The following is a 19,281-nucleotide window of genomic DNA, read 5'->3' as shown; positions in this document are numbered from 1 at the left end:
ACTATTCAGAGGACAGACCCATGAAAAATTTTCGAATCGGCCAAATCGTACCCAGCTCCAACACGACGATGGAAACTGAAATCCCGGCGATGCTGACCTCGCGTTACTCGCTGTTTCCAGAAGAGCGTTTCACCTTCCACTCCTCGCGCATGCGCATGATGCACGTCAGCCCCGAAGAGCTGAAAAAGATGGATGTCGACAGTGACCGCTGCGCGCTGGAGCTGAGCGACGCGCGGGTTGATGTCATGGCCTACGCCTGCCTGGTGGCGATCATGTGCCAGGGCGCTGGCTATCACAAAGTCTCGCAAGAGCGCCTGAGCAAAACTGTTGCCTCCAACAAGTCGACCGCCCCGGTGCTCAGCTCCGCGGGTGCGCTGATCGATAGCCTGAACATGCTCGAATACAAGAAAGTCTCGATCATCACTCCATATATGAAACCGCTGACCCAACAGGTCATCGACTACATCGAGGCGGCCGGAATCGAAGTGGTCGACTCCATCAGTCTGGAGGTGTCCGACAATCTCGAGGTCGGTCGTCTGGACCCGATGAATCTGGTGGGCCACGCCGACAAACTGAACATCGGACAGGCCGACGGAGTGGTGCTGTCGTGCTGTGTGCAGATGCCTTCGCTGCCAGCGATCCAGGTCGTACAGGATCGCCTCGACAAACCGGTACTGTCGGCGTCGGTCGCTACCGTTTACCAGATGCTGAAAACCCTCGGCCTCAAGGCCCAGGTGCCGAACGCCGGCCATCTGTTGTCCGGAGCGTTCTGAGCCAATGCCTGACGAGGTACTATGCTGGCCATTCAGGCCAGCAAACCCGGTACCTCACATGAAACTCGATCCGGTCTCGTTGCGACTCTTCGTCAGCGTCGTCGAAGAAGGCACCATAGCTGCCGCCGCCAAGCGCGAACACATCGCTGCGGCGGCGGTCAGCAAGCGGCTCAGCGAACTGGAAGAGTTGCTCGACTCTAAACTGCTTAACCGCACCAACAAGGGCATTACTGCGACCGACGCCGGCCTGTCGCTGTTGTTCATGGCTCGCAGTGCCCTGAACAACCTCAACGAAATCGTCGTGCAGATGCGCGAATACTCCTACGGCCGTCGTGGCTCGGTGCATGTCCTGGCCAACATCTCCGCCATTACCCAATTCATGCCCGGCTTGATCAAGTCGTTCATGGAGTTGTACCCGCTGATCAACGTCAGTCTCGAAGAAAAGCAAAGTCTGGCCATCACCAAAGCTGTGGCCGAAAACCGCGCCGACATTGGCATCTTCACGCGTCTGCCGCATGGCGCCGACATCGAGGTCTTCCCGTTTCGCACTGATCGGCTGGTGTTGCTGGTACCCAACGGAGATCCGCTGGCCGTACGCCAATCAGTCAAATTCAGCGAAACCCTGGAACACGAATACATTGCCTTGCGCAGCGGCACTCACCTCAACTTTCAGTTGATCAAGGCGGCCAACGACCAGGGGCGCTCGCTGAAAATCCGTATGGAAGTCTCCAGCTACGACGCGCTGTGCCTGATGGTTCAGGCCGGTCTGGGCATTGGCATTATGCCGGAGGGGAGTGCGGGGATTTACAAAATGGACGGGGCGAAGGTGGTCAGGCTGGATGAGGCGTGGGCGTCCCGCGAACTCAGCGTGTGCGTAAGGTCGAGAGAGGCGTTGTCGGTCGCTGCAGGATTGTTTCTGGGGCACCTGCTCGAAGGGTAGTGAGCGTCATCCGTCTCGGTGGCTCGAAAGCAGAGTGCCGAACTTTCACGTTTGGCCATCGATATGAATCGACTCGTGACGCGATTTAACGTGGGTTGAGTGTGCGTTGCAAACACACTACACATTTCGCCCCATACTTTGTTGAAGGCGATTGCGGCATCAAATGAATCTCGATGTTCGGTTCCTTGGGCATGAGGTCTTATAGGCGATAGTGACCATGAGTCAGCTCAACTACTTACGCACCTTTTTGGAGGCCTACAGAACCGGGTCTTTTTCTAAAGCTGCCGATCATCTGGGTATCACCCAGCCTGCTGCTTCAATGCACATCCAGGCACTAGAGTCGTTGGTTGGAAAACCGCTATTCGTTCGACGTGCACGGGGCGTTGTGGCGACACCTGCTGCGGATGATTTGGCTCGGGCGATTGCGCCACACCTGGATGGCCTGGAGGCAAAAGTCACCTCCTTGAGAAACGTGTCGACGCCTTTAGGCTGGACTGTCCACATCGTCGGGCCTTCAGATTTTCTGTATACGCATATGGCTTTGGCTCTTGCTCCCTTGATCACGCAAGGCTTGCAATTGCGCTTGCACACAGGAAACCGCGAGCGTATTTACGCCTTGCTCAATGACGGCACCGCGGACTTGGCGATAACCGCTTCAATTCCCGACGATGTCAGGCATGGGTACATTCATTTGGCGACCGAGCATTTGCTGTTGGTTGCCGCGCCAGCGCTTGCTCAGCAGATAGAAGCACGAAATGTCACTGCCCAGACCCTTGAAAGCTTTCCACTGATTGCTTATGACGAACAGCTTCCGTTGATTCGAAGTTTCTGGCTGGGGGCTTTCAAAGCGCAACCGTCGTTACAGGCGGCAATCACAGTACCTGATATGCGGATTGTCGAATCACTGGTGCGTGCAGGGCACGGTTGGTCGGTTATTCCAGGGTATCTTTGTCACGCCAGCCTGGCTGTCGGGGCGTTAGTACCGATCACCTTTCCATTGCCGCCACCTGAGAACTCTTTTTACCTGGCGTGGAACAAAGGAGCGCTTCGTAATCCGCGTATAGGTTTTATTCGTGATTATTTGGCTGAGCTTGTTCAACAAGGCGTGTTTGCATCGAGTCTCGGTTAATAAAGCTTCGTAGAACACTCGAATACGGTTTGAGGGCGGGTACCCAAGAGAGGGTTGCAGCAGCATGTATAAAATATTTTATACATGCTGGCTGTTTTGTTGATTTTTTTGATGCTCGACGAGTGAATAGTATCTGCCCTTATCAATTGCCGAGCACGTAGCCTGGCATCGAGTAAGGAGTTCTCTGAAATGCCTTTCGTCATCTACATATTCGCCCTCAGCGCGTTCGCGCTGGGGCTGGCCGAGTTTGTACCGATAGGTCTTACCGACGTCATGGCGGGCAGTTTGAATGTCGACGTGGGGCAGGTGGGTAAGGCGATTACTGCTTATGCCCTGGGCGCCACTTTCTCGGCCCCGATCTTGAGTGCGCTCACCGCAAGCTGGCCGCGCAAGAATGTCATGTTGGTGACGGGGGTCATCTTCAGCCTGGGTAGCCTGGTCGCCGCGCTATCGAGTGACATTACGACGATGCTGGGCGCTCGGTTCGTTGCGGGGATGGGGCACGGTTTGTTTCTCGCCGTCGCATCGAGTACCGCCGCGCGGTTAGCCGGTCCGCATCGGGCGGGCAGTGCGGTTGCGTTGGTTTTTGGCGGCTTCACCCTGGCGATGGCTATCGGTGTCCCTATCAGCACTTACTTGGGCAGTTTTGTTTCCTGGCGGCCACTTTTTCTCTCCATTGCAGCGTTTGGTGCGCTCGGTTTTTTCGGCCTTCTATTGGGCATGAAGGAGCCGCCCCAAGAGTCTGTCCAGCATCCTCTCAACAGTGCGCAGCAGGGGTTGCGCGCTCTGTTCAACACTAAGCTGCTGGCCGGTACCCTGGTCACAGTCATGGCTTACGGAGGCACATTCATCCTGTACACCTATATCGCACCGATCCTGATCCAGCTGACTGAACTCAGCAGGTATACCGTCAGCATTTACATGATGATCTACGGTGTGGCGGCGGCGATTGGCAACATCATCGGCGGAAAAATGGCTGATAGTCTCGGCGTGGATCGGGCGAGCTTGATAATAGTCGCCGGAATCGTGATGGTGCTGTTGGCGATGTGGCTGCTGGTTAGCTCGCCCATCAGCATGGCTATTCTGGTCGCGTTACTGGGCCTGTTGAGCTTCGCCGCTGTACCAGCGTTGCAGGCTCGCCTGCTCGGCATCGCCGAAGTTCATGCTCATGGTGCGCACAGCGTGGCGGCCGGCTTGAACATCGCCGGATTTAACTCGGGTATTGCGCTAGGTTCGTTGCTCGGGGGGGCCACCATCAGTGCTGTAGGCATTTCCTACACTGGGGTGACGGCAGCTGTTGTCTCCGGTATGGGCTTGTTACTGCTGTTGCTGCAAGTCGATCGCTCTAAAAACACAGAGTACGCAACGGCGGAAAGTGGCACTTAGCCGAGTTACCGCTGGATTTCCACATACCGGCTTCACGTCCGGATAGGTGGCTTGGCGGGGAGCAGACGAAGATCCCGCGGAACAGAAAATGTGTCGGCGACCTGGATAATCTACCCAGGCGCCGACACATTTTTCAAGGTTGCTGCTACGCCTTGCTTGAGGTCTTGGCAGCGAAAACACCATCACCCAGCAGGGCCACAACCAGAGCAGTCACGCAAAGGTAGATTGGGTATTCCCAACCACCGTTGGCATTGGTGAAGCTCCAGCCATTGCCGAAGTGTACGGTCGCAGCAACGAAAAGCTGAAGAACGGCAATCGCGGCTACCCAGCGTGCATAGACACCCAATACCAGCATCAACCCGCCGATTACTTCAAATGCCATGACTGGGTAGGCCAGGAAGCTGGGGAAACCGATGGATTCGAAAAAGCCGGCAGTGCCCGCAGGCGTGAAAACCAAAACTTTGGTCAGGCCGTGAGCAATGAACATGATGCCCAGTGCCAGGCGCATAACAAATGCGGCGTAGGGAGCGGTACGTGAATCAATCATGGTGAGGTTCCTTTTGTTTTGTTGGAAAGTGACAGCGTGGTTGTCAGCCACTGCGAGAAATCGGCCAGCTCTTCAGCGACAATCTCGTGGGCCGTGTTGTAGAAATGTGTTTCGTGTACGACGCCAATTCGATCCAGCCAGGCGTCAGCTTCTTTCGCCCAATCGACGGGTAAGACGTTGTCCTGATGGCCATGGGCGATGAAGGCCGAGACCGACTTGAGCCGATCGGGTGTTGCGATCTGGGGAGCAATTTCCCGTAGCATCCGTCCACTCAATATCGCGAAGCCTGCAACCTGCTCAGGTTCGGTGACCCCGAGGCTCGCACTCATGATGCCGCCCTGACTGAAACCTGCGATCACGGTGGGCAGCTTGGGCAGCGCTTCAATGAAACGATGCAAGAGTTTGCGACTGGATTCCGCCTGCTCTTGATTGAACGAGGGGCCATTACTGGTGAAGTTCACCTGATACCAGGCGAAGCCTTGTGGGCCAACCTGTAGCGGGCCGCGGAGCAGAATCAGCTCCAGCTCCTGGGGCAGGGATCCGGCCAGAGCTGCGAGGTTCGCTTCATTCGAGCCTACGCCATGCAGCAGCAGTAGGCGGGCCCTGGGGGCCGAGGTGCTCGCCTTACGGAAAAACAGGCCCGACTCCGGCTCTCGGACCGGTTCAGAAAAAGTAGTGTCACGCATGGTATGCAACGCCTTGGCTGGGTTGAGTCGGCTCGACTCCATCAGTGTTGGTCGAGGAAAAAAGGTAGCTATCCATCGCCAGTACCCCGTAGGTCACGCCGCCTTCCAGGATGCGTGCTTCATAGCTTTCGCCGGCTGCGCCCAAGGCGATAAGCAGCGGTAAGAAATGCTCATCGGTTGGATGGGCTCGCTCGGCTGAAGGCGCGTGTTGCTTGTAGTCCAGCAGGTGATCGGTGTTACCCGCTTGCAGTGTCTGGGCTGTCCAGGCTGCAAACTCTTTCACGTACTCAGCCCCATGGCTGGTCGCTCCACGAAACTCATACAAGTTATGGGTAAGGCTTCCAGAGGCCACAATCAGCACATTCATATCCCGAAGCGGCTTGAGCGCTTCACCCAGTTTCCAGGCCTGGTGTGTGTCGAGCCTGGCAGGCATCGAAACCTGAACCACCGGTACGTCAGCCTCGGGCGCCAGATACAAAAGGGGTACCCAGGCGCCGTGATCCAGACCTCGATCAGGATCGAGCCGGGATTTCCATCCCGCTGTCTGCAACAGACCCACGATATGGGCTGCCAGAGCCGGAGCGCCTGGCGCGGGGTAGTTCAACTGGTACAACGCCTTGGGAAAACCACCGAAGTCGTGGATGGTGTCAGGGGCGGTGCTCGCTGTAACGCGGACTTCGCCAGGTGTCATCCAGTGTGGGGAAAGGATGACGATGGCATCAGGTCGCGGCAGTTCGCGACCGAGCTCGGCCAGACGTTGACCCGCCAGACCGGGCTCGATGGCAAACATCGGAGCACCATGAGACACAAATAACAGGGGGAACGAAGTGTTCATGGTAGGGACTCCGAAATGATTACTTGTTAAGCCAGACCGGGGCGATGGAAGTGCCCAGGCCTGCGCCATAGCCGAGGATGCGAACGATATGTCCAGCAATGGACAACTGTTTTGCGAACGCCGAACCCATGTTCCCGGTACCAATTACTGTGATTTTCATAGCTACCTCGTTTGCGTTGATTTGCGTTTCGATGGGCTAAGTTTATAGGTTGAAAATTTGAGATAAATAAGGCCGAATGTGATTAATAGTTCCACTTAGTGAGACAGTTATGGATCGGGCGTTGGAGATGCAGGTCTTCTGCATGGTCGTCGACAAGGGCAGCTTCGTAGGGGCCGCTGAGCCGCTGGAGATGTCCAAGGCGGCCATTTCGCGCTATGTGAGTGGTCTCGAAGAGCGCTTGGGTGCGCGGTTACTGCACCGCACGACTCGCCGGCTTTCGTTGACAGAGGAGGGGCGGCAGTTCTACCACCAGGCGCGCGAGGTGTTGGCGCTGATGGATCAGGCGGAGGAGGCTGTTTCGTCGGCAGCGCCGGAGCCCAGTGGGGTGCTCAGGGTGAACGCCCCGGTCAGTTTTGGTGTGCTGCACCTGGCTCCGGTATGGGCTGACTTCATGAAGGCCTACCCCAAAGTCGAACTGGACATCAGCTTGAATGACCGGCTGGTAGATCTTGTAGAGGAGGGGTTCGATGCCGCTGTTCGCATTGCGCGTATGGAAAATTCTTCTCTGGTCGGGCGGCGTTTGGCCAGCACTCGGATGTGCCTGTGTGCCTCACCCGCGTATTTGGCTAGCCATGCTCCAGTCCGCACGTTGTCTGATCTGACAGAGCACGGCGTGATTGCCTATACAAACTTTGCCAGCGGAAATGAATGGCAATTCCAGGGCCCTGATGGCGGTGAAAGCGTGCGTACACGCTCGGTTGTTCGCTGCAACAATGGCGATACCTGTCGCAGCATTGCGTTAGCGGGGGGAGGGATTTCTTTGCAGCCCAGCTTCATGGTGGCCGATGATTTGCGCTCTGGCGACCTGGTAGAGATTCTGCCCGAGTACAAGTCCGTCGAATTGGGGATCTACGTGGTGTATCCCTCTCGCAAGCACCTGCCACCCAAGGTTCGTGTACTCATAAATTTTTTGGCGGAACGATTTGCCCGTCCTCATTGGGAGCAGTGACAGGCATGGCGATGCTAGCGCTGTTCCGCTTCAAATTGGGCATGATGATCACCCTGGCGGGCTGCTGTGCGGCTGGAATCATCCATTTCGCCAGGGTGCTCCAATGATCTCCAGACGGTGTCCAGTCAACCCGCAGCGTAACGAAAGAGAGGTTAATTCATGAAATGGATTACCCGTGAGCGGCCGAAAATTGACCGCAATGCTTACCCCTGGCTGATTGCACGCTTCATTGATCCGGTGCCGGAGTTTTTGTATGTGCCTGCCAATGATGTCGTCAAAGTAGCGGCCGAGATAGGCGCGACACCCTACGACATTCAGGTGAATCAGATGAAATCCATGATCATTGCAACCAGCCTTATCTGTGCCGCGTCCCATGCTCTCGCCGCAACGGAAAGTCTGGACGCAAACGTTGAGGGGCAGGCGCCTACCGGCTGGATCTGCGGCGCGGTCGGAAAAAGCCCTGCACGCTGGGTCAAGTGAACTCGCCGGTTCTTTCCCGTCTGCTATGCGTGCGAGGCTTGCGGGCATTCGCCGACGGTTACGTCAGCTTGCTGCTGCCACTTTATCTGCTGGCATTGGGCATGCAGCCGCTTGAAGTTGGGATGATCGCCACCGGCACGCTGTTAGGCTCAGGTGTATTGACGCTCCTGGTTGGCCTCTATGCTCATCGTTTTACCTACCGCCTGTTGTTGTTAATGGCCGCGCTGCTCATGACGGGAACCGGTTTTGGCTTTGCGGCTGTCACCGATTTCTGGCCTTTGCTGGTGATTGCCATAGTCGGGACATTGAATCCGTCCAGCGGCGACGTCAGCGTATTCTTGCCGCTAGAGCACGCTGTGCTTTCCGGTTTGGTAGACGAACGCCGGCGAACGGCGGTGTTTGCCCGCTATAGTCTGATCGCTGCGTTGGCTGCCGCATTTGGTGCGCTGTTCGCTGGTGCGCCTGATTGGATAGTCGCGACATCCGGGCTCGACAGGAAAAAAGCGCTACAAGCGATGTTTATCCTTTACGGCTTATTGGGACTGGCATCGGCGCTGATTTATTCCACGCTACCTCAGGAGATCGGCACAGACGAGCACAAGGCGCAGGCTGCACCATTACAAAAATCGAAGCGGGTCGTTTATACCCTTGCGGCCTTGTTCAGCCTGGATGCGTTCGGGGGTGGCTTTGTGGTGCAATCGATGATTGCGTTGTGGCTTTTCGAGAAGTTTCAGCTTTCCACCACGGTCGCTGGCGAGATTTTTTTCTGGACCGGAGTATTGACGGCGTTTTCATATCTGGCGGCAAACCGCATTGCCGATCGGTTTGGACTCGTGAATACGATGGTGTTTACGCACTTACCCTCTAGCCTGTTCTTGATCCTCATTCCACTGATGCCGACATTGAGCCTGGCAATTATCTTGCTGCTTGCGCGCAGCGCGTTGTCGCAAATGGATGTGCCGACTCGTAGCTCCTACATCATGGCAATCGTGCCGCCAGGGGAGCGCGCAGCTGCGGCCAGTATCACGACGGTCCCACGTAGCCTGGCGTCAGCTTTGAGCCCGCTGCTTGCTGGTTATTTGCTGGGCTTATCGACCTTTGGTTGGCCATTGGTGATCGCGGGCGGTTTGAAGATCACCTACGACTTACTGCTGCTTGGTATGTTTCGGAATGTACGACCACCAGAAGAAAGCGGCCAGAAGCGCTAGATAGGGGGGGGCGTGCCGAGATAAGGGGGAAATTCATTCATTTTGTTCATAACGTGTTGTTTTTTATAAGATTGTTCTCTCGGTTATATTCCTGATCAGAACTGGAGCTGCTTACTCTACAGCGCGTTTTATTGCGGTGTCCGACCTGGACAAGAGCGAGCTCGAAGCCTTCGGTCAACTGGTTGAAAAAGGGATGTAGAATGATTTCTCTGTACAGAGGGCCCGAGACATGAAATCGATTATCTACTTGATCATTGGAGTGCTTGCGTGCCTGTTCACTCCCGTGACCTTTGCTCAGGACCAGTTTGCCTACACCATTTCCAACAGCATCCTCAGGACCGGCCCGGACCTCGCCTATCCGCCCATCCTGACCGTACCTCGGGGCTCGATGGTGACGATCTATGGCTGCCTCGGCGACTGGCAGTGGTGCGATGTCAGCTGGCAGGGCGAACGCGGTTGGATAGCGGGCAACTTACTTGAGTACGATTACTACGGGCAGCGCGCGGTAATACCCTACTATGGCGCCCAGATAGGTATGCCCATTCTGATCTTCGGCTTCGACAGCTACTGGAACCGCCACTACCACAATCGGGACTGGTTCCGCCATCGTGCTCGCTGGCGTCACATTCACATGCATTCACGGCTACAGCAGCCGCAACAGAGACTGCTTCAACAGCAGCACCAGGCTGGACAGCTACCGCCTCAGCCGCAGCTAATGCCTCAGCCGCAGCTACAACCGCAGATGCTGCCGCAACAGAGACTGCCTCAACAGCAGCGCAAGGCTGGACAGCTACCGCCTCAGCCGCAGCTAATGCCTCAGCCGCAGCTACAACCGCAGCCGCTGCCGCAACAGAGACTGCCTCAACGGCAGCGCGAGTCGGGACAGCTACCGCCTCAGCCGCAGCTAATGCCTCAGCCGCAGCTACAACCGCAGCCGCAGCCGCAACAGAGACTGCCTCAACGGCAGCGCGAGTCGGGACAGCTACCGCATCAGCCGCAGCTAATGCCTCAGCCGCAGCTACAACCGCAGCCGCAGCCGCAGCCGCAACAGAGACTGCCCCAACAGCAGCGCGAGTCGGGACAGCTGCCGCATCATCTGCAGCAACAACCGCAGTCGCAGCCGCAACAGAGACTGCCTCAACAGCAGCACGAGGCTGGACAGCTGCCGCATCAGCTGCAGCAACAACCGCAGTCGCAGCCGCAACAGAGACTGCCCCAACAGCAGCACGAGGCTGGACAGATACTGCATCAGCCGCAGCTACAACCGCTGTCGCAGCCGCAACAGAGACTGCCTCAACAGCAGCATGAGGCTGGACAGCTAATGCATCAGCCGCAGCTACAACCGCAGCCGCTGCCGCAACAAAGACCGCCTCAACAGCAGCACGAGGCGGGACAGCTAATGCATCAGCCGCAGCAGCAACCGCAGCCGCAGCCGCAGCCGCAGCCGCAACAGAAATCGCAACGACAGCAGCAAGGGCCCCAGCAATGAAAATGGGGCGTCATCCATCGCTCGAACAAAGAGGGCCGGTTGCGTGCGAGCCCTCTTTGTCGATGCGGCCTCGCTTGTTTTCGGGAGACAGTCGTGCGAATGGGGCATCAACCCGAAGGTTAGATACGTGGTCGATGAGCTGATTCAATTAGGTGAGCATTGGCAGTAACGGTCAGAGCGCATTTAACAGCTGCTCAAGCTGCTCACGTTCCCAGCCACTCAATAGGTCGACAGGATCAGTGCCGTAGCGCTGCCAGGTTTCAAGAGTCCCGACTCGACCGTCTGGTGCCCTGCAATGCTCGCAGTAGTCCAACGCGTCGCAATCGTTGAAAAGCGTGAGATGCCAGCCGTCGACCTCAACGAACGTGGGGCCGGTGCAGATTTCATTCCAAGACTGACTGCAGGCTCTTTTCATGGAGCGCGTGCCAAGCGCAACGTCTCTTAGCACCTGGTAGACCTCGCGAGCATTGAGAGGGGAGGTTGTGTTCAAAATAGTCTTTCCTGCGGATATTCCATTGTTCGCCGCCTTTCCCGTTCACCCTATGCCGCTACTGCGGACGCTACAACGTCCTGCGAGGGTTTGAGCCGAGATAGCTTTACGCGTCAAGCCTCCACGCGGACTGCCACAAGCAGGCCAACACACCTGTAGTGGTCAGCTAATCCTGGACACGACGTTAAGTTTTTCCCCGGCCTGAGCTGGCGCCAGCCCACCGTTGAATTGATGGGGCCGAATCCAATTGTACCGATGCATCACTGACGGCTGCCATATTGCGAACCCTGATCCGGGTGAAACAGCTGCTCCTGAGGCCGCCCTCGCTGCTCGTAAGCCATATCCAGCGCCTTGATGAGCAGATCCGGATTGGAGATGAAGTGCCGGCCATCGGCGCTGCCTTCAGCGATGAGCCGGTTACCGCGTTTCGGCGTCCATCCCGACATTGGCGATCAGCGTCCCCCTGAAGATGGAGCGCAAGTGCCGGAGCATCGCGCCACCAGCGAGATGCTCCAGTGGTGTGTCAGCGTGGGCCTGGCCAGTTCTGACATCGTCGCGGTCAGCCCAAAGCCGGCCCGGCTGCGATCATGTCGTTGAACTGATTGACCCACGCATGCTCGTTCGGGCCGGGGTTGGCACGCATAGCCTCGGCTGGAGAGACGAGGATTTCGTCCACGCCGCTCTCGAACTGCTTGATCGCTTCAGTAATGAACTGGTCGAGAGAAATAGCGCGCTCTTCCTCGCTGCTATTGAGCAGCTCGGTGCGTACCCAAGGCGGCGCGATTTCGACCAGTTGGATGCCATGTCCGCGCAGCAGGTAGCGCTGTGACAACGTGTAGGAATGGAGCGCTGCCTTGGTCGCTGAATAGACCGCCGTCACCGCCATCGGCACGAAGCCGAGAACGGAGGAGACGTTGACGATCACCGCATCGGGCTGCGCCTTTAGATGCTCGACCAGTGCCGAGGTCATGCGGATCGGGCCGAGCAGGTTAGTGGTGACGGTCGACAGTGCGAGTGCATCGTCCACCGGCCCGTCCGCGTGATCCAGCAGCATGATGCCGGCATTGTTGATTAGCACATTCACGTCCGGGTAATTGGAAATGAGCTTCTGTGCTGCCGCCTGGATGCTGTGCGGGTCGGTAATGTCGAGTTCAATGGCGGCCATGCCGGGATTGGCGTCGAGCGTCTCCTGCAGCCGCTCCATACGCCGGCCAGAAATGATCACCTGATTGCCGAGTTTGTGGAAGGCTTCGGCCAAGCCTCGGCCAATGCCGGAGCCGCCGCCGGTGATGAAGATAGTATTGCCGGTCATACGCATGACACTTCTCCTCGATTGATGAAGTCAGGGGCGTCCAGCGCGCCGCTCGGGTGAAAAGGTCGACCGATGCGTCGTGCAGGATGACGGCACTAAATTGGCAGGTGCGGCGGGATCAGAGTAGCCACTCTGGCTTGCTATCTTCTATGTATGGGATGCATAGGTATTGCCGCGATGTGTTCCGAGCGTGTCGCAGCCCTCGCCAAGAAGGCTGGATACAAGATGCTCGATCAAGGCACGGCCGGCACTCCGGGTACGCGAGCCATGGGGGAAGTAGGCATGGACAGGTACGGATTCGGTCTCCCAATCGGTGAGCAGTGTGACGAGTTCACCACTTTCAAGCTCACGCCGGCACGCCCAGGCCGTTGTCGACGTGATCCCCAACCCAGCGGCTGCGGCGGCGACAGCTCCCTCATTTTCGTCGGTCGAGAAGTGAGCCTCGAGCTGAATCGTCCTGGTCTCTCCATTGCGCGTGAACATCCAGCCGCTCGGGACAGTCGAGGCTGGACCTGCAATGATTCGATGTGATTGCAGGTCCTCCGGTGTAGTCGGCTCTCCAGCGGCGCGCAAGTAGGAGGGTGAGGCGAGAATGAGCCTGGAGATGGTCATGATCTGACGGCTTGTTGCACTGGAATCCAATAGCCGCCCCAGCCTTATCGCAACATCGATATTTTCGCGGACCAGATCTTGCCAGTGATCGGCAAGCAGGACCTGGATATGCAGGTTGGGATGTATTGCCGCGAACGGAGCTATGCGCGGAATGATTTCCCTGACGCCGATGCTCGTTGGCATGCTGATCCGGACGACGCCACGCAGCTCTCCTCCTGCGCGAACGCTCTGCTCAGCTTCTTCCACCGCCGCAAGGATGGGCTCCATGCGCGACAGAAAATCCGCCCCCGCCTCAGTGGGTACCACTGCGCGTGTCGATCTCGCCAAAAGCAGGGTGCCGAGATCGGCTTCGAGTTCGGCAACAATCCTGGAGACCTGGGATTGAGACAGACCCATTTCGCGTGCAGCGGCCGAAAAACTGCCCAGTCGCGCCACCCTTGTGAAAAGCCTGTAGGTGAAAAGGTCCTTCATATGTTTAGACCTCCCATCAGCCAGAATGCACCTTGGGCCCGCCAGGCTCCGTTGCTGAGGTGAGTCAGGTTTCTGGACAGCTGGGGCACTATGGCCCCAGTTGCCAGCGGTGCGGATTGTCATGCCGCTTCGGTATGGAAAGGATAGTCCGTGTAACCCACCTCGGTGCCACCGAAGAAAGTCTCACGGTCGTACGGGTGCCATGCTGCGGTGCCGTGTTAAGCACTACCACCAAATCCACTTCTGGATGGTTCACCAGCGCTTCTACGGAATCGAGCGCAAAGCGGATGCCGTGGCGCTGCGCCAGTTGGGCGGCTTTGACTGGGTCGAGACTGTGGACTGCCGTCAGTTCGTCGTCGGGAAGCAGCTTGAGGCTGGTAAGTGACCGTACTCCGCCCAATTACCGACGCTAATGAGTCCCACTCGAATTTTAGATGGCATGATCATGCAAAGCCCCTGAGCTTAATTTGAAGGGTAAAGTTGCGGTGCTGGTCGGCGGCCGGAGGTATAGGCCAAGGTCAAGGCCGCCGCCGCGCAGAGGGCACTGACAAAGCCTAGGTTGGCCAACGAGCTGTAGCGCAAAGTCAGGGAGCCGAGACCCGCACCCAGTGAGAAACCGAGGTACATAAAGGAGGCATTGAGCGACAACACCACCGGCGCGCTCGCAACGCCCGCCACACCGACCAGAGTGGTTTGCTGGGCAGGATAAAAAGCCCAGTGCGCCACGCCCCAGGCAGCGATGGCGAGGACAATCGGCACAACCACAAACTGTTTGCCGACAAAGTGCGGCGCCAGTGACAAGACGATGAAGGCGGTAGTGGATGTCGCCAACGCCGGCAGGATCACTGCGCGCGGACCTTTGCGGTCTACCGCTGGGCCGCTGATGGCCAGGCCGATTGCGGCTGAAACACCCCAGCCAAACAGCACGAAACCTATCGCCGGACCATTTATGAGGGTGGTGGCTTCCAAAAGCGGAGCGAGGTAGGTGTAAGTGGTGTAGCTAGCCATCGCCCACAACGTAGTGATCAGCAGCGTACGCAATACTGCTGGCTGAGCCGCGGTTGAAACGCGTTGGCGGAGGCTGGCAGTGGCGAGTCCGGTTCCTATCTCGCGTGGAAGGCCTATTAACAAACCGGCAACGGCCAACGCGGAAATGATCGCGACGCTGCCGAACGTGGCGCGCCAGCCCATTGCCGCACCCAGCACGGTGCCCGCCGGAACACCGAGGGCGATGGCGAGCGACAGGCCGCCGTTGACGATGGCGATGGCGCGGCCACGCTGCTCGGGTGGAACGACCACGCTGGCCAGCGCATTCGCACCGGGTACATACACTGCCGCCGCGAGTGCTAACACCACCCGCGCGGCCATTAACGACCAATAGCCACTGGCCGTGAAGGCCAGCAGATTGGCCACCGCAAATAACGCCATGGCACCGATCAGCAGCCTGCGCCGATTCAGATTCCCCGTCAGCGCAGCCAGCACTGGAGAGCTCAGTGCATAGGCCAGTGCAAATACAGTGACCAACTGGCCCGCCACGCCGACGCTAACGTCAAGATCCTTCGCCATACCGGGAAGCAGGCCCGCAATCATGAAACTTTCGGTACCGACGGCAAACGTGCCTAAGGCCAGCCAATACAGCGGCCGTTTGCTTTTGATGAATGGGGTTGAGTTCATGGTATTCCAGCTGTGGAAATGTGATGGAACCCAGTGTAGGGATAGAGAGGGTCGGGAAAAATGCGTTAGAGGTCCGAACATTTCGGACGTAGAAGTCCGTAATCGGGCATCTCGGTCCGTCGATTGCGTGTACAAACCAAGAAGCCCCCGCGAGGGGGCTTCGTTTGGTCTCTGCGCTACAGCATTTTGCGTTCGGCGAAAGACGTTACGCAGTCGCTTCTTCTTTATAGAACTCGTAGTCGGTGTAGCCCACCTCGGTACCGCCAAAGAAGGTTGGACGGTCATAAGCGTTCAGCGGCAGATTGTGGCGCAGGCGTTCCGGCAAGTCCGGGTTGGCGATGAAGTGGCGACCGAAGGCCACCAGATCGGCGTCACCCGCTTGAAGAATGGCTTCTGCGTTTTCACCGTTGAAGCCACCGGCAGCGATGATCACGCCTTTGTAGTGTTTGCGCATCAACTGGGCAGCTACGGGGGCAGGGTTGGCATTTTCGTCCTCGATGTTGCCCAGGATGCGCGGCTCGATCAGGTGCAGGTAAGCAAGGTTCAGCGGCGCCAGTTGTTGCGCTACGTAGGTAAACAGGCCTTCTGGATCGCTGTCGCCCATGTCACCCCAGGTGCCGCTCGGGCCGACACGTACCGCCACGCGATCACTGCCCCACACTGAAATCAGCGCGTTGGTCACTTCCAGCAGGAAGCGTGCGCGGTTTTCGAACGAGCCGCCGTAAATGTCGGTGCGCTTGTTGCTGTTGTCCTGCAGGAACTGATCGACCAGATAACCGTTGGCGCCATGCAGTTCCACGCCGTCAAAACCGGCTTTCACGCCGCGTTCGGCAGCGGTGCGGAAGCTTTCTACCAGGTCTGCGATCTCTTCAATGGTCAGGGCGCGGTTCGGGGTATTGGGTACCCAACCTTCGGTGGTGTAAGCAACGCCGCCGTGCAGGACTTCTGATGGGCCGACTGGGATGCTGCCTTCAGGCTGCACGTCGACATTGGATTGGCGACCAGCATGATAGAGCTGCAGGAAGATCTTGCCGCCTTTGGCGTGTACGGTGTCAGTGACGTGTTTCCAGCCAGCGATCTGGCTGTCCTCGAACAGGCCAGGTGCGCCGAGATAACCGTTGCCGTTTGGCGCGGCGATGGTGGCTTCACCGATCAGGAAACCGCCTTCGGAAGTGCGCTGGGCGTAGTACTCGGCCATCAACGGGCCAGGGCGAGCGCCTTCTTCGGCACGCATGCGGGTCAGCGGTGCCAATACGACACGGTGGGCGAAGGTGAATGGGCCGACTTTAACTGGGGAGTGAAGTTTGGACATGATTGCCTCGATCTGAAGTGTAAGGGGAAGAGCCATTGAATATCTGCCCGGGTCGATAGCCATGTGGACTTTCGGGGTTGGGGCGCTTGGCGCTAGTAAATGCGATTTACCCCGGTGGATAAATGGGCCATGTTTCCCAACACTTCGGACTTTTCGGCTGTAATGCATGTCGATCATGAAGATCGAACCGTGGGATTGAGCTTGCTCGCGATTGAGGGGGAGGGCGGCCACAGCGTCGATGGGTGAAAGAACGCGATAGCGCGGCAATACCGTTATCATTGCCGTTCGCCGCAGGGAAGCGCTTAGTGCTGTACTCACGACCAACCCATTCAGGGAGGAGTGGGGCAGTCGGTCCGCGATGGCGGTGCCTCGGTTTCAACCCCCCTTTGCAAATCCACCACCCATCTCTACTCTGCGTTAACCCTCCTTCAGCATCGAGCATACCTCCCATGATGGACAACCTCAGCGGTATCACGGCCTTTATCCAGGTGGCCGAAACCCGCAGCTTCACCGAAGCAGGGCGTCTGCTGGAAATATCTTCCTCGGCCGTTGGCAAAAGCGTGGCGCGCATGGAAGAGCGTCTCGGCGTGCGCTTGTTCCATCGCAGCACCCGCAGCGTCACCCTGACCACCGAAGGAGAGCTGTTTCTGGACCGTTGCAAACGCATCCTCAGTGAAGTGGAAGCGGCGGAAATGGAGCTGCTGGAGTTGTCTGCCACACCGCGTGGCAAGGTGCGCATCAGCGTACCGATCCAGAACGTTCTGATCATGCCGGTGCTGGCCGGGTTCATGCGTGCCTATCCGGACATCGAGCTGGACGTGGATATGTCCGACCGCATGGTGGACGTGATCGAGGAGGGGTTCGATGCGGTGATCCGCACGGGTGCGCCGCAGGATTCGCGGCTGATGGCGCGCAAGCTCGGTGGCTATCAGTTGCAGTTGGTGGCGTCGCCGGCGTACCTGGAACGCAATGGCGACCCTGCACATCCGGACGATTTGATCCGTCACACTTGCCTGCTGCACAAATTTCCGGCCACCGGGATGATCGAGCGCTGGCCGCTGCGCGTGGACGACACGCACATCGAGCCGAACCTGGCGCGTGCATTGACCTGCACCACGATGGATCCGCTGACGTACCTGGCGATTGATGGGGTGGGGATTGCCTGCTTGCCGGATTTTTCAATCCGTCAGCCATTGGCGGACGGCAGGCTGAAGGTGGTGCTGGAGGATTACACCGACCACACCGGCAACCTGTGGATGCTATGGCCTGCGTCGAAGCAGGCGGCACCGAGGCTGCGAGTGTTGATCGATTTTTTCAAAGACAACATCTTGAAGGTTTGAATCAGCGTTGCAGGGCCTCGGCAATCGGGGCTTTGTTGACGCCGAAGCTGAGCATCACCGCCAGCCCGAGCAGACCGATGCCGGCACCCAGCCGCAGCGCCGAACTCACGCCAGCGTGATCGACCATCAAACCGCCAAACAGCGAACCCGACGCAATCGCGACCTGAAAGGTGGTGACCAACATCGCCGAACTCGCCTCAGGCAATTGCGGTGAAGTCAGTTGCATCCAACTGCTGACACCGAGCGGAATGGCGCCGTAAGCCATGCCCCATACCAATACCGCCAAGGTCACTCCCCAGCCCTGCAACTGCGGCAAGGTCAATTGCGCAATCACCATCAGCAACACCACCGCGCCCAGCGACGCACGCAGGTGTGTGGTGATGGTCCCGGCCATGGCGAAATTCGCCAGCATACCGACCAGGCCAAACCCGAGCAGAATCGCGGTGATCGCGCCCGGAGAGAAACCGGCGTCCTGCCCCAGGAACGGCGCAATGTAGGTGTACGCCGTGAAGTGCGCCGCCACCACCGTGCCCAACAAGAGCATGCTGCGTCGAGCGTTGCTGCGGGAGAGAAACGCCAACAACGCACGCATCTTCAAACCCTCTCTGGAGGGCAACGATGGCAAGGTCAATGCCTGCGCGGTCAGCGCCAGCAAGGCCAACCCAGCGGTTACCGCGAACGACATGCGCCATGAAAACAGCGTGCTGACAAATGTCCCGAACGGCACACCGAACACCGTCGCCAAGGTGATCCCGGCGAAGATCAATGCCGTCGCTTTCGCCGCTTTTGATTCGCTGACCAGGCGCCCGGCCGCCGCAATCGCCACCGCCCAGAAACCACCCAGCGCCACACCCAGCAACCCTCGGCCCAGCAGCATGATCGCCAGGGTGGGCGCCACGGCCGACACCAGATTGGAAACCACCAACAACAACGTCAATAACAGCAGCAAATGCCGCCGATTCATCCGTCCGGCGCCGAGCATGATCGCCGGCGCCGACACCGCCGCGACAACGCCCGGCACGGTCACCATCAACCCCGCCACCCCATCGGTGATGCCCAGGTTATTGGCGATTTGCGGCAGGACGCCGACCGGCAAATATTCAGTGGTGACAAACGCAAAGGCGCCAAGCGCCACCGAGTACACCGACAGCCAGTCGCGCCAGGAAGAAGGCGCCTCCTGCGCGAGAGCAGCTGTCGCCGGTAAAGCGTGTAAATCGTTCATGGGAAAGCTCCACAGTAAAGAGTGGAGCCATGCTAGGGATCTTCTCCCTCGGGAAAAACGGGGCGCGGGTCCGATCACTGTGGATCAATCACTCCACAATCAAACCGCTCTGGCCGGAGGATTAGCGCCGTCCGTGTCCGCAGTGTTCGGCCCTTTGGCCAGTTTTTCCTTAGGGGCGCGCTCCCTAGACTTGACCTCGTCAACCA

Annotated in this window: 19 protein-coding genes and 2 pseudogenes; 10 read left to right on the top strand and 11 right to left on the bottom strand. The window is 58.1% G+C overall.

The genetic code is table 11. From position 1 onward, the window contains the following. Nucleotides 1-20 precede the first annotated feature (20 nt). From AC07O1_RS11930 to AC07O1_RS11915, 4 genes are all read left to right on the top strand, one after another. Entirely contained in the window at nt 21-773 is a 753-nt protein-coding gene (locus AC07O1_RS11930; RefSeq protein WP_494992875.1) for a maleate cis-trans isomerase family protein, read from the top strand. A 58-nt stretch (nt 774-831) separates the two neighbouring features. Next, nucleotides 832-1,713, top strand: coding sequence for a LysR family transcriptional regulator (locus AC07O1_RS11925; protein ID WP_495088897.1), 882 nt, complete (start codon nt 832-834; stop codon nt 1,711-1,713). Nucleotides 1,714-1,930: 217 nt separating this feature from the next. Continuing rightward, nucleotides 1,931-2,842, top strand: coding sequence for a LysR family transcriptional regulator (locus AC07O1_RS11920; protein WP_495088896.1), 912 nt, complete (start codon nt 1,931-1,933; stop codon nt 2,840-2,842). 189 nt (nt 2,843-3,031) lie between these two features. After that, the gene (locus tag AC07O1_RS11915) at nt 3,032-4,228 is read left to right on the top strand and encodes an MFS transporter (RefSeq protein WP_495088895.1); all 1,197 of its coding nucleotides are present in this window, start codon (nt 3,032-3,034) and stop codon (nt 4,226-4,228) included. A 145-nt stretch (nt 4,229-4,373) separates the two neighbouring features. Here the strand turns inward: AC07O1_RS11915 and AC07O1_RS11910 are convergent, their stop codons facing one another. From AC07O1_RS11910 to AC07O1_RS11895, 4 genes and pseudogenes are all read right to left on the bottom strand, one after another. Then, nucleotides 4,374-4,775: a DoxX family protein gene (locus tag AC07O1_RS11910; protein ID WP_495088894.1), complete on the bottom strand. Its 402-nt coding sequence runs from the start codon at nt 4,773-4,775 to the stop codon at nt 4,374-4,376. Continuing rightward, the gene (locus tag AC07O1_RS11905) at nt 4,772-5,461 is read right to left on the bottom strand and encodes an alpha/beta hydrolase (RefSeq protein ID WP_495088893.1); all 690 of its coding nucleotides are present in this window, start codon (nt 5,459-5,461) and stop codon (nt 4,772-4,774) included. Before AC07O1_RS11905 ends, AC07O1_RS11910 begins: the two co-directional genes overlap by 4 nt. Beyond that, a complete protein-coding gene (locus tag AC07O1_RS11900) occupies nt 5,454-6,296 on the bottom strand; it encodes a DODA-type extradiol aromatic ring-opening family dioxygenase (protein ID WP_495088892.1) in 843 nt (280 codons plus the stop codon). The genes AC07O1_RS11905 and AC07O1_RS11900 overlap by 8 nt, the downstream gene beginning before the upstream one ends. A gap of 70 nt (nt 6,297-6,366) precedes the next feature. Then, nucleotides 6,367-6,456, bottom strand: a pseudogene (locus AC07O1_RS11895) (NAD(P)-binding domain-containing protein); the annotation flags it as partial. A 109-nt stretch (nt 6,457-6,565) separates the two neighbouring features. Here AC07O1_RS11895 and AC07O1_RS11890 point away from each other — a divergent pair. The 4 genes from AC07O1_RS11890 to AC07O1_RS11875 all read left to right on the top strand — a co-directional run bounded on the left by AC07O1_RS11890 (nt 6,566) and on the right by AC07O1_RS11875 (nt 10,642). Next, entirely contained in the window at nt 6,566-7,465 is a 900-nt protein-coding gene (locus AC07O1_RS11890) for a LysR family transcriptional regulator (RefSeq protein WP_495088891.1), read from the top strand. A gap of 159 nt (nt 7,466-7,624) precedes the next feature. Next, the gene (locus tag AC07O1_RS11885; RefSeq protein WP_494992884.1) at nt 7,625-7,945 is read left to right on the top strand and encodes a chromate resistance protein ChrB domain-containing protein; all 321 of its coding nucleotides are present in this window, start codon (nt 7,625-7,627) and stop codon (nt 7,943-7,945) included. Beyond that, nucleotides 7,942-9,153 carry an MFS transporter gene (locus AC07O1_RS11880; RefSeq protein ID WP_495088890.1) on the top strand — a complete coding sequence of 404 codons (1,212 nt, stop codon included), beginning with the start codon at nt 7,942-7,944 and terminating at the stop codon, nt 9,151-9,153. The genes AC07O1_RS11885 and AC07O1_RS11880 overlap by 4 nt, the downstream gene beginning before the upstream one ends. 229 nt (nt 9,154-9,382) lie before the next feature. Next, the gene (locus AC07O1_RS11875) at nt 9,383-10,642 is read left to right on the top strand and encodes an SH3 domain-containing protein (protein WP_495088889.1); all 1,260 of its coding nucleotides are present in this window, start codon (nt 9,383-9,385) and stop codon (nt 10,640-10,642) included. 172 nt (nt 10,643-10,814) lie between these two features. Here AC07O1_RS11875 and AC07O1_RS11870 read toward each other — a convergent pair whose 3' ends face one another. The 4 genes and pseudogenes from AC07O1_RS11870 to AC07O1_RS11855 form a co-directional block, all read right to left on the bottom strand. After that, the gene (locus AC07O1_RS11870; protein WP_495088888.1) at nt 10,815-11,132 is read right to left on the bottom strand and encodes a DUF7693 family protein; all 318 of its coding nucleotides are present in this window, start codon (nt 11,130-11,132) and stop codon (nt 10,815-10,817) included. A 162-nt stretch (nt 11,133-11,294) separates the two neighbouring features. After that, nucleotides 11,295-11,497 (bottom strand): annotated as a pseudogene (locus tag AC07O1_RS11865) (IS3 family transposase); the annotation flags it as partial. A gap of 194 nt (nt 11,498-11,691) precedes the next feature. Beyond that, nucleotides 11,692-12,450: an SDR family oxidoreductase gene (locus AC07O1_RS11860; protein ID WP_495012855.1), complete on the bottom strand. Its 759-nt coding sequence runs from the start codon at nt 12,448-12,450 to the stop codon at nt 11,692-11,694. A gap of 141 nt (nt 12,451-12,591) precedes the next feature. Continuing rightward, nucleotides 12,592-13,527 (bottom strand): LysR family transcriptional regulator, encoded by a 936-nt coding sequence (locus AC07O1_RS11855; RefSeq protein ID WP_495088887.1) that lies wholly within the window; start codon nt 13,525-13,527, stop codon nt 12,592-12,594. Nucleotides 13,528-13,729: 202 nt separating this feature from the next. Here AC07O1_RS11855 and AC07O1_RS11850 point away from each other — a divergent pair, with 202 nt between their 5' ends. Continuing rightward, nucleotides 13,730-13,912: a hypothetical protein gene (locus AC07O1_RS11850; RefSeq protein WP_495088886.1), complete on the top strand. Its 183-nt coding sequence runs from the start codon at nt 13,730-13,732 to the stop codon at nt 13,910-13,912. Between the two features lie 77 nt (nt 13,913-13,989). Here the strand turns inward: AC07O1_RS11850 and AC07O1_RS11845 are convergent, their stop codons facing one another. Both AC07O1_RS11845 and AC07O1_RS11840 read right to left on the bottom strand, forming a co-directional pair. After that, the gene (locus tag AC07O1_RS11845; RefSeq protein ID WP_495088885.1) at nt 13,990-15,201 is read right to left on the bottom strand and encodes an MFS transporter; all 1,212 of its coding nucleotides are present in this window, start codon (nt 15,199-15,201) and stop codon (nt 13,990-13,992) included. A gap of 205 nt (nt 15,202-15,406) precedes the next feature. Then, complete coding sequence (locus AC07O1_RS11840; protein ID WP_495088884.1) at nt 15,407-16,513, bottom strand: alkene reductase; 1,107 nt, start codon at nt 16,511-16,513, stop codon at nt 15,407-15,409. A gap of 452 nt (nt 16,514-16,965) precedes the next feature. Between AC07O1_RS11840 and AC07O1_RS11835 the strand changes: the two genes are divergently transcribed. Next, nucleotides 16,966-17,853, top strand: coding sequence for a LysR family transcriptional regulator (locus tag AC07O1_RS11835; RefSeq protein ID WP_495088971.1), 888 nt, complete (start codon nt 16,966-16,968; stop codon nt 17,851-17,853). A 1-nt stretch (nt 17,854) separates the two neighbouring features. Here the strand turns inward: AC07O1_RS11835 and AC07O1_RS11830 are convergent, their stop codons facing one another. Continuing rightward, entirely contained in the window at nt 17,855-19,075 is a 1,221-nt protein-coding gene (locus AC07O1_RS11830) for an MFS transporter (protein WP_495088883.1), read from the bottom strand. Nucleotides 19,076-19,281: the final 206 nt, after the last annotated feature.

It is taken from the genome of Pseudomonas sp. GW821-FHT07G10, assembly GCF_059418545.1.
Note: the sequence above shows the minus strand (reverse complement) of the source record. Positions and strands in the feature narration are given on the sequence as shown.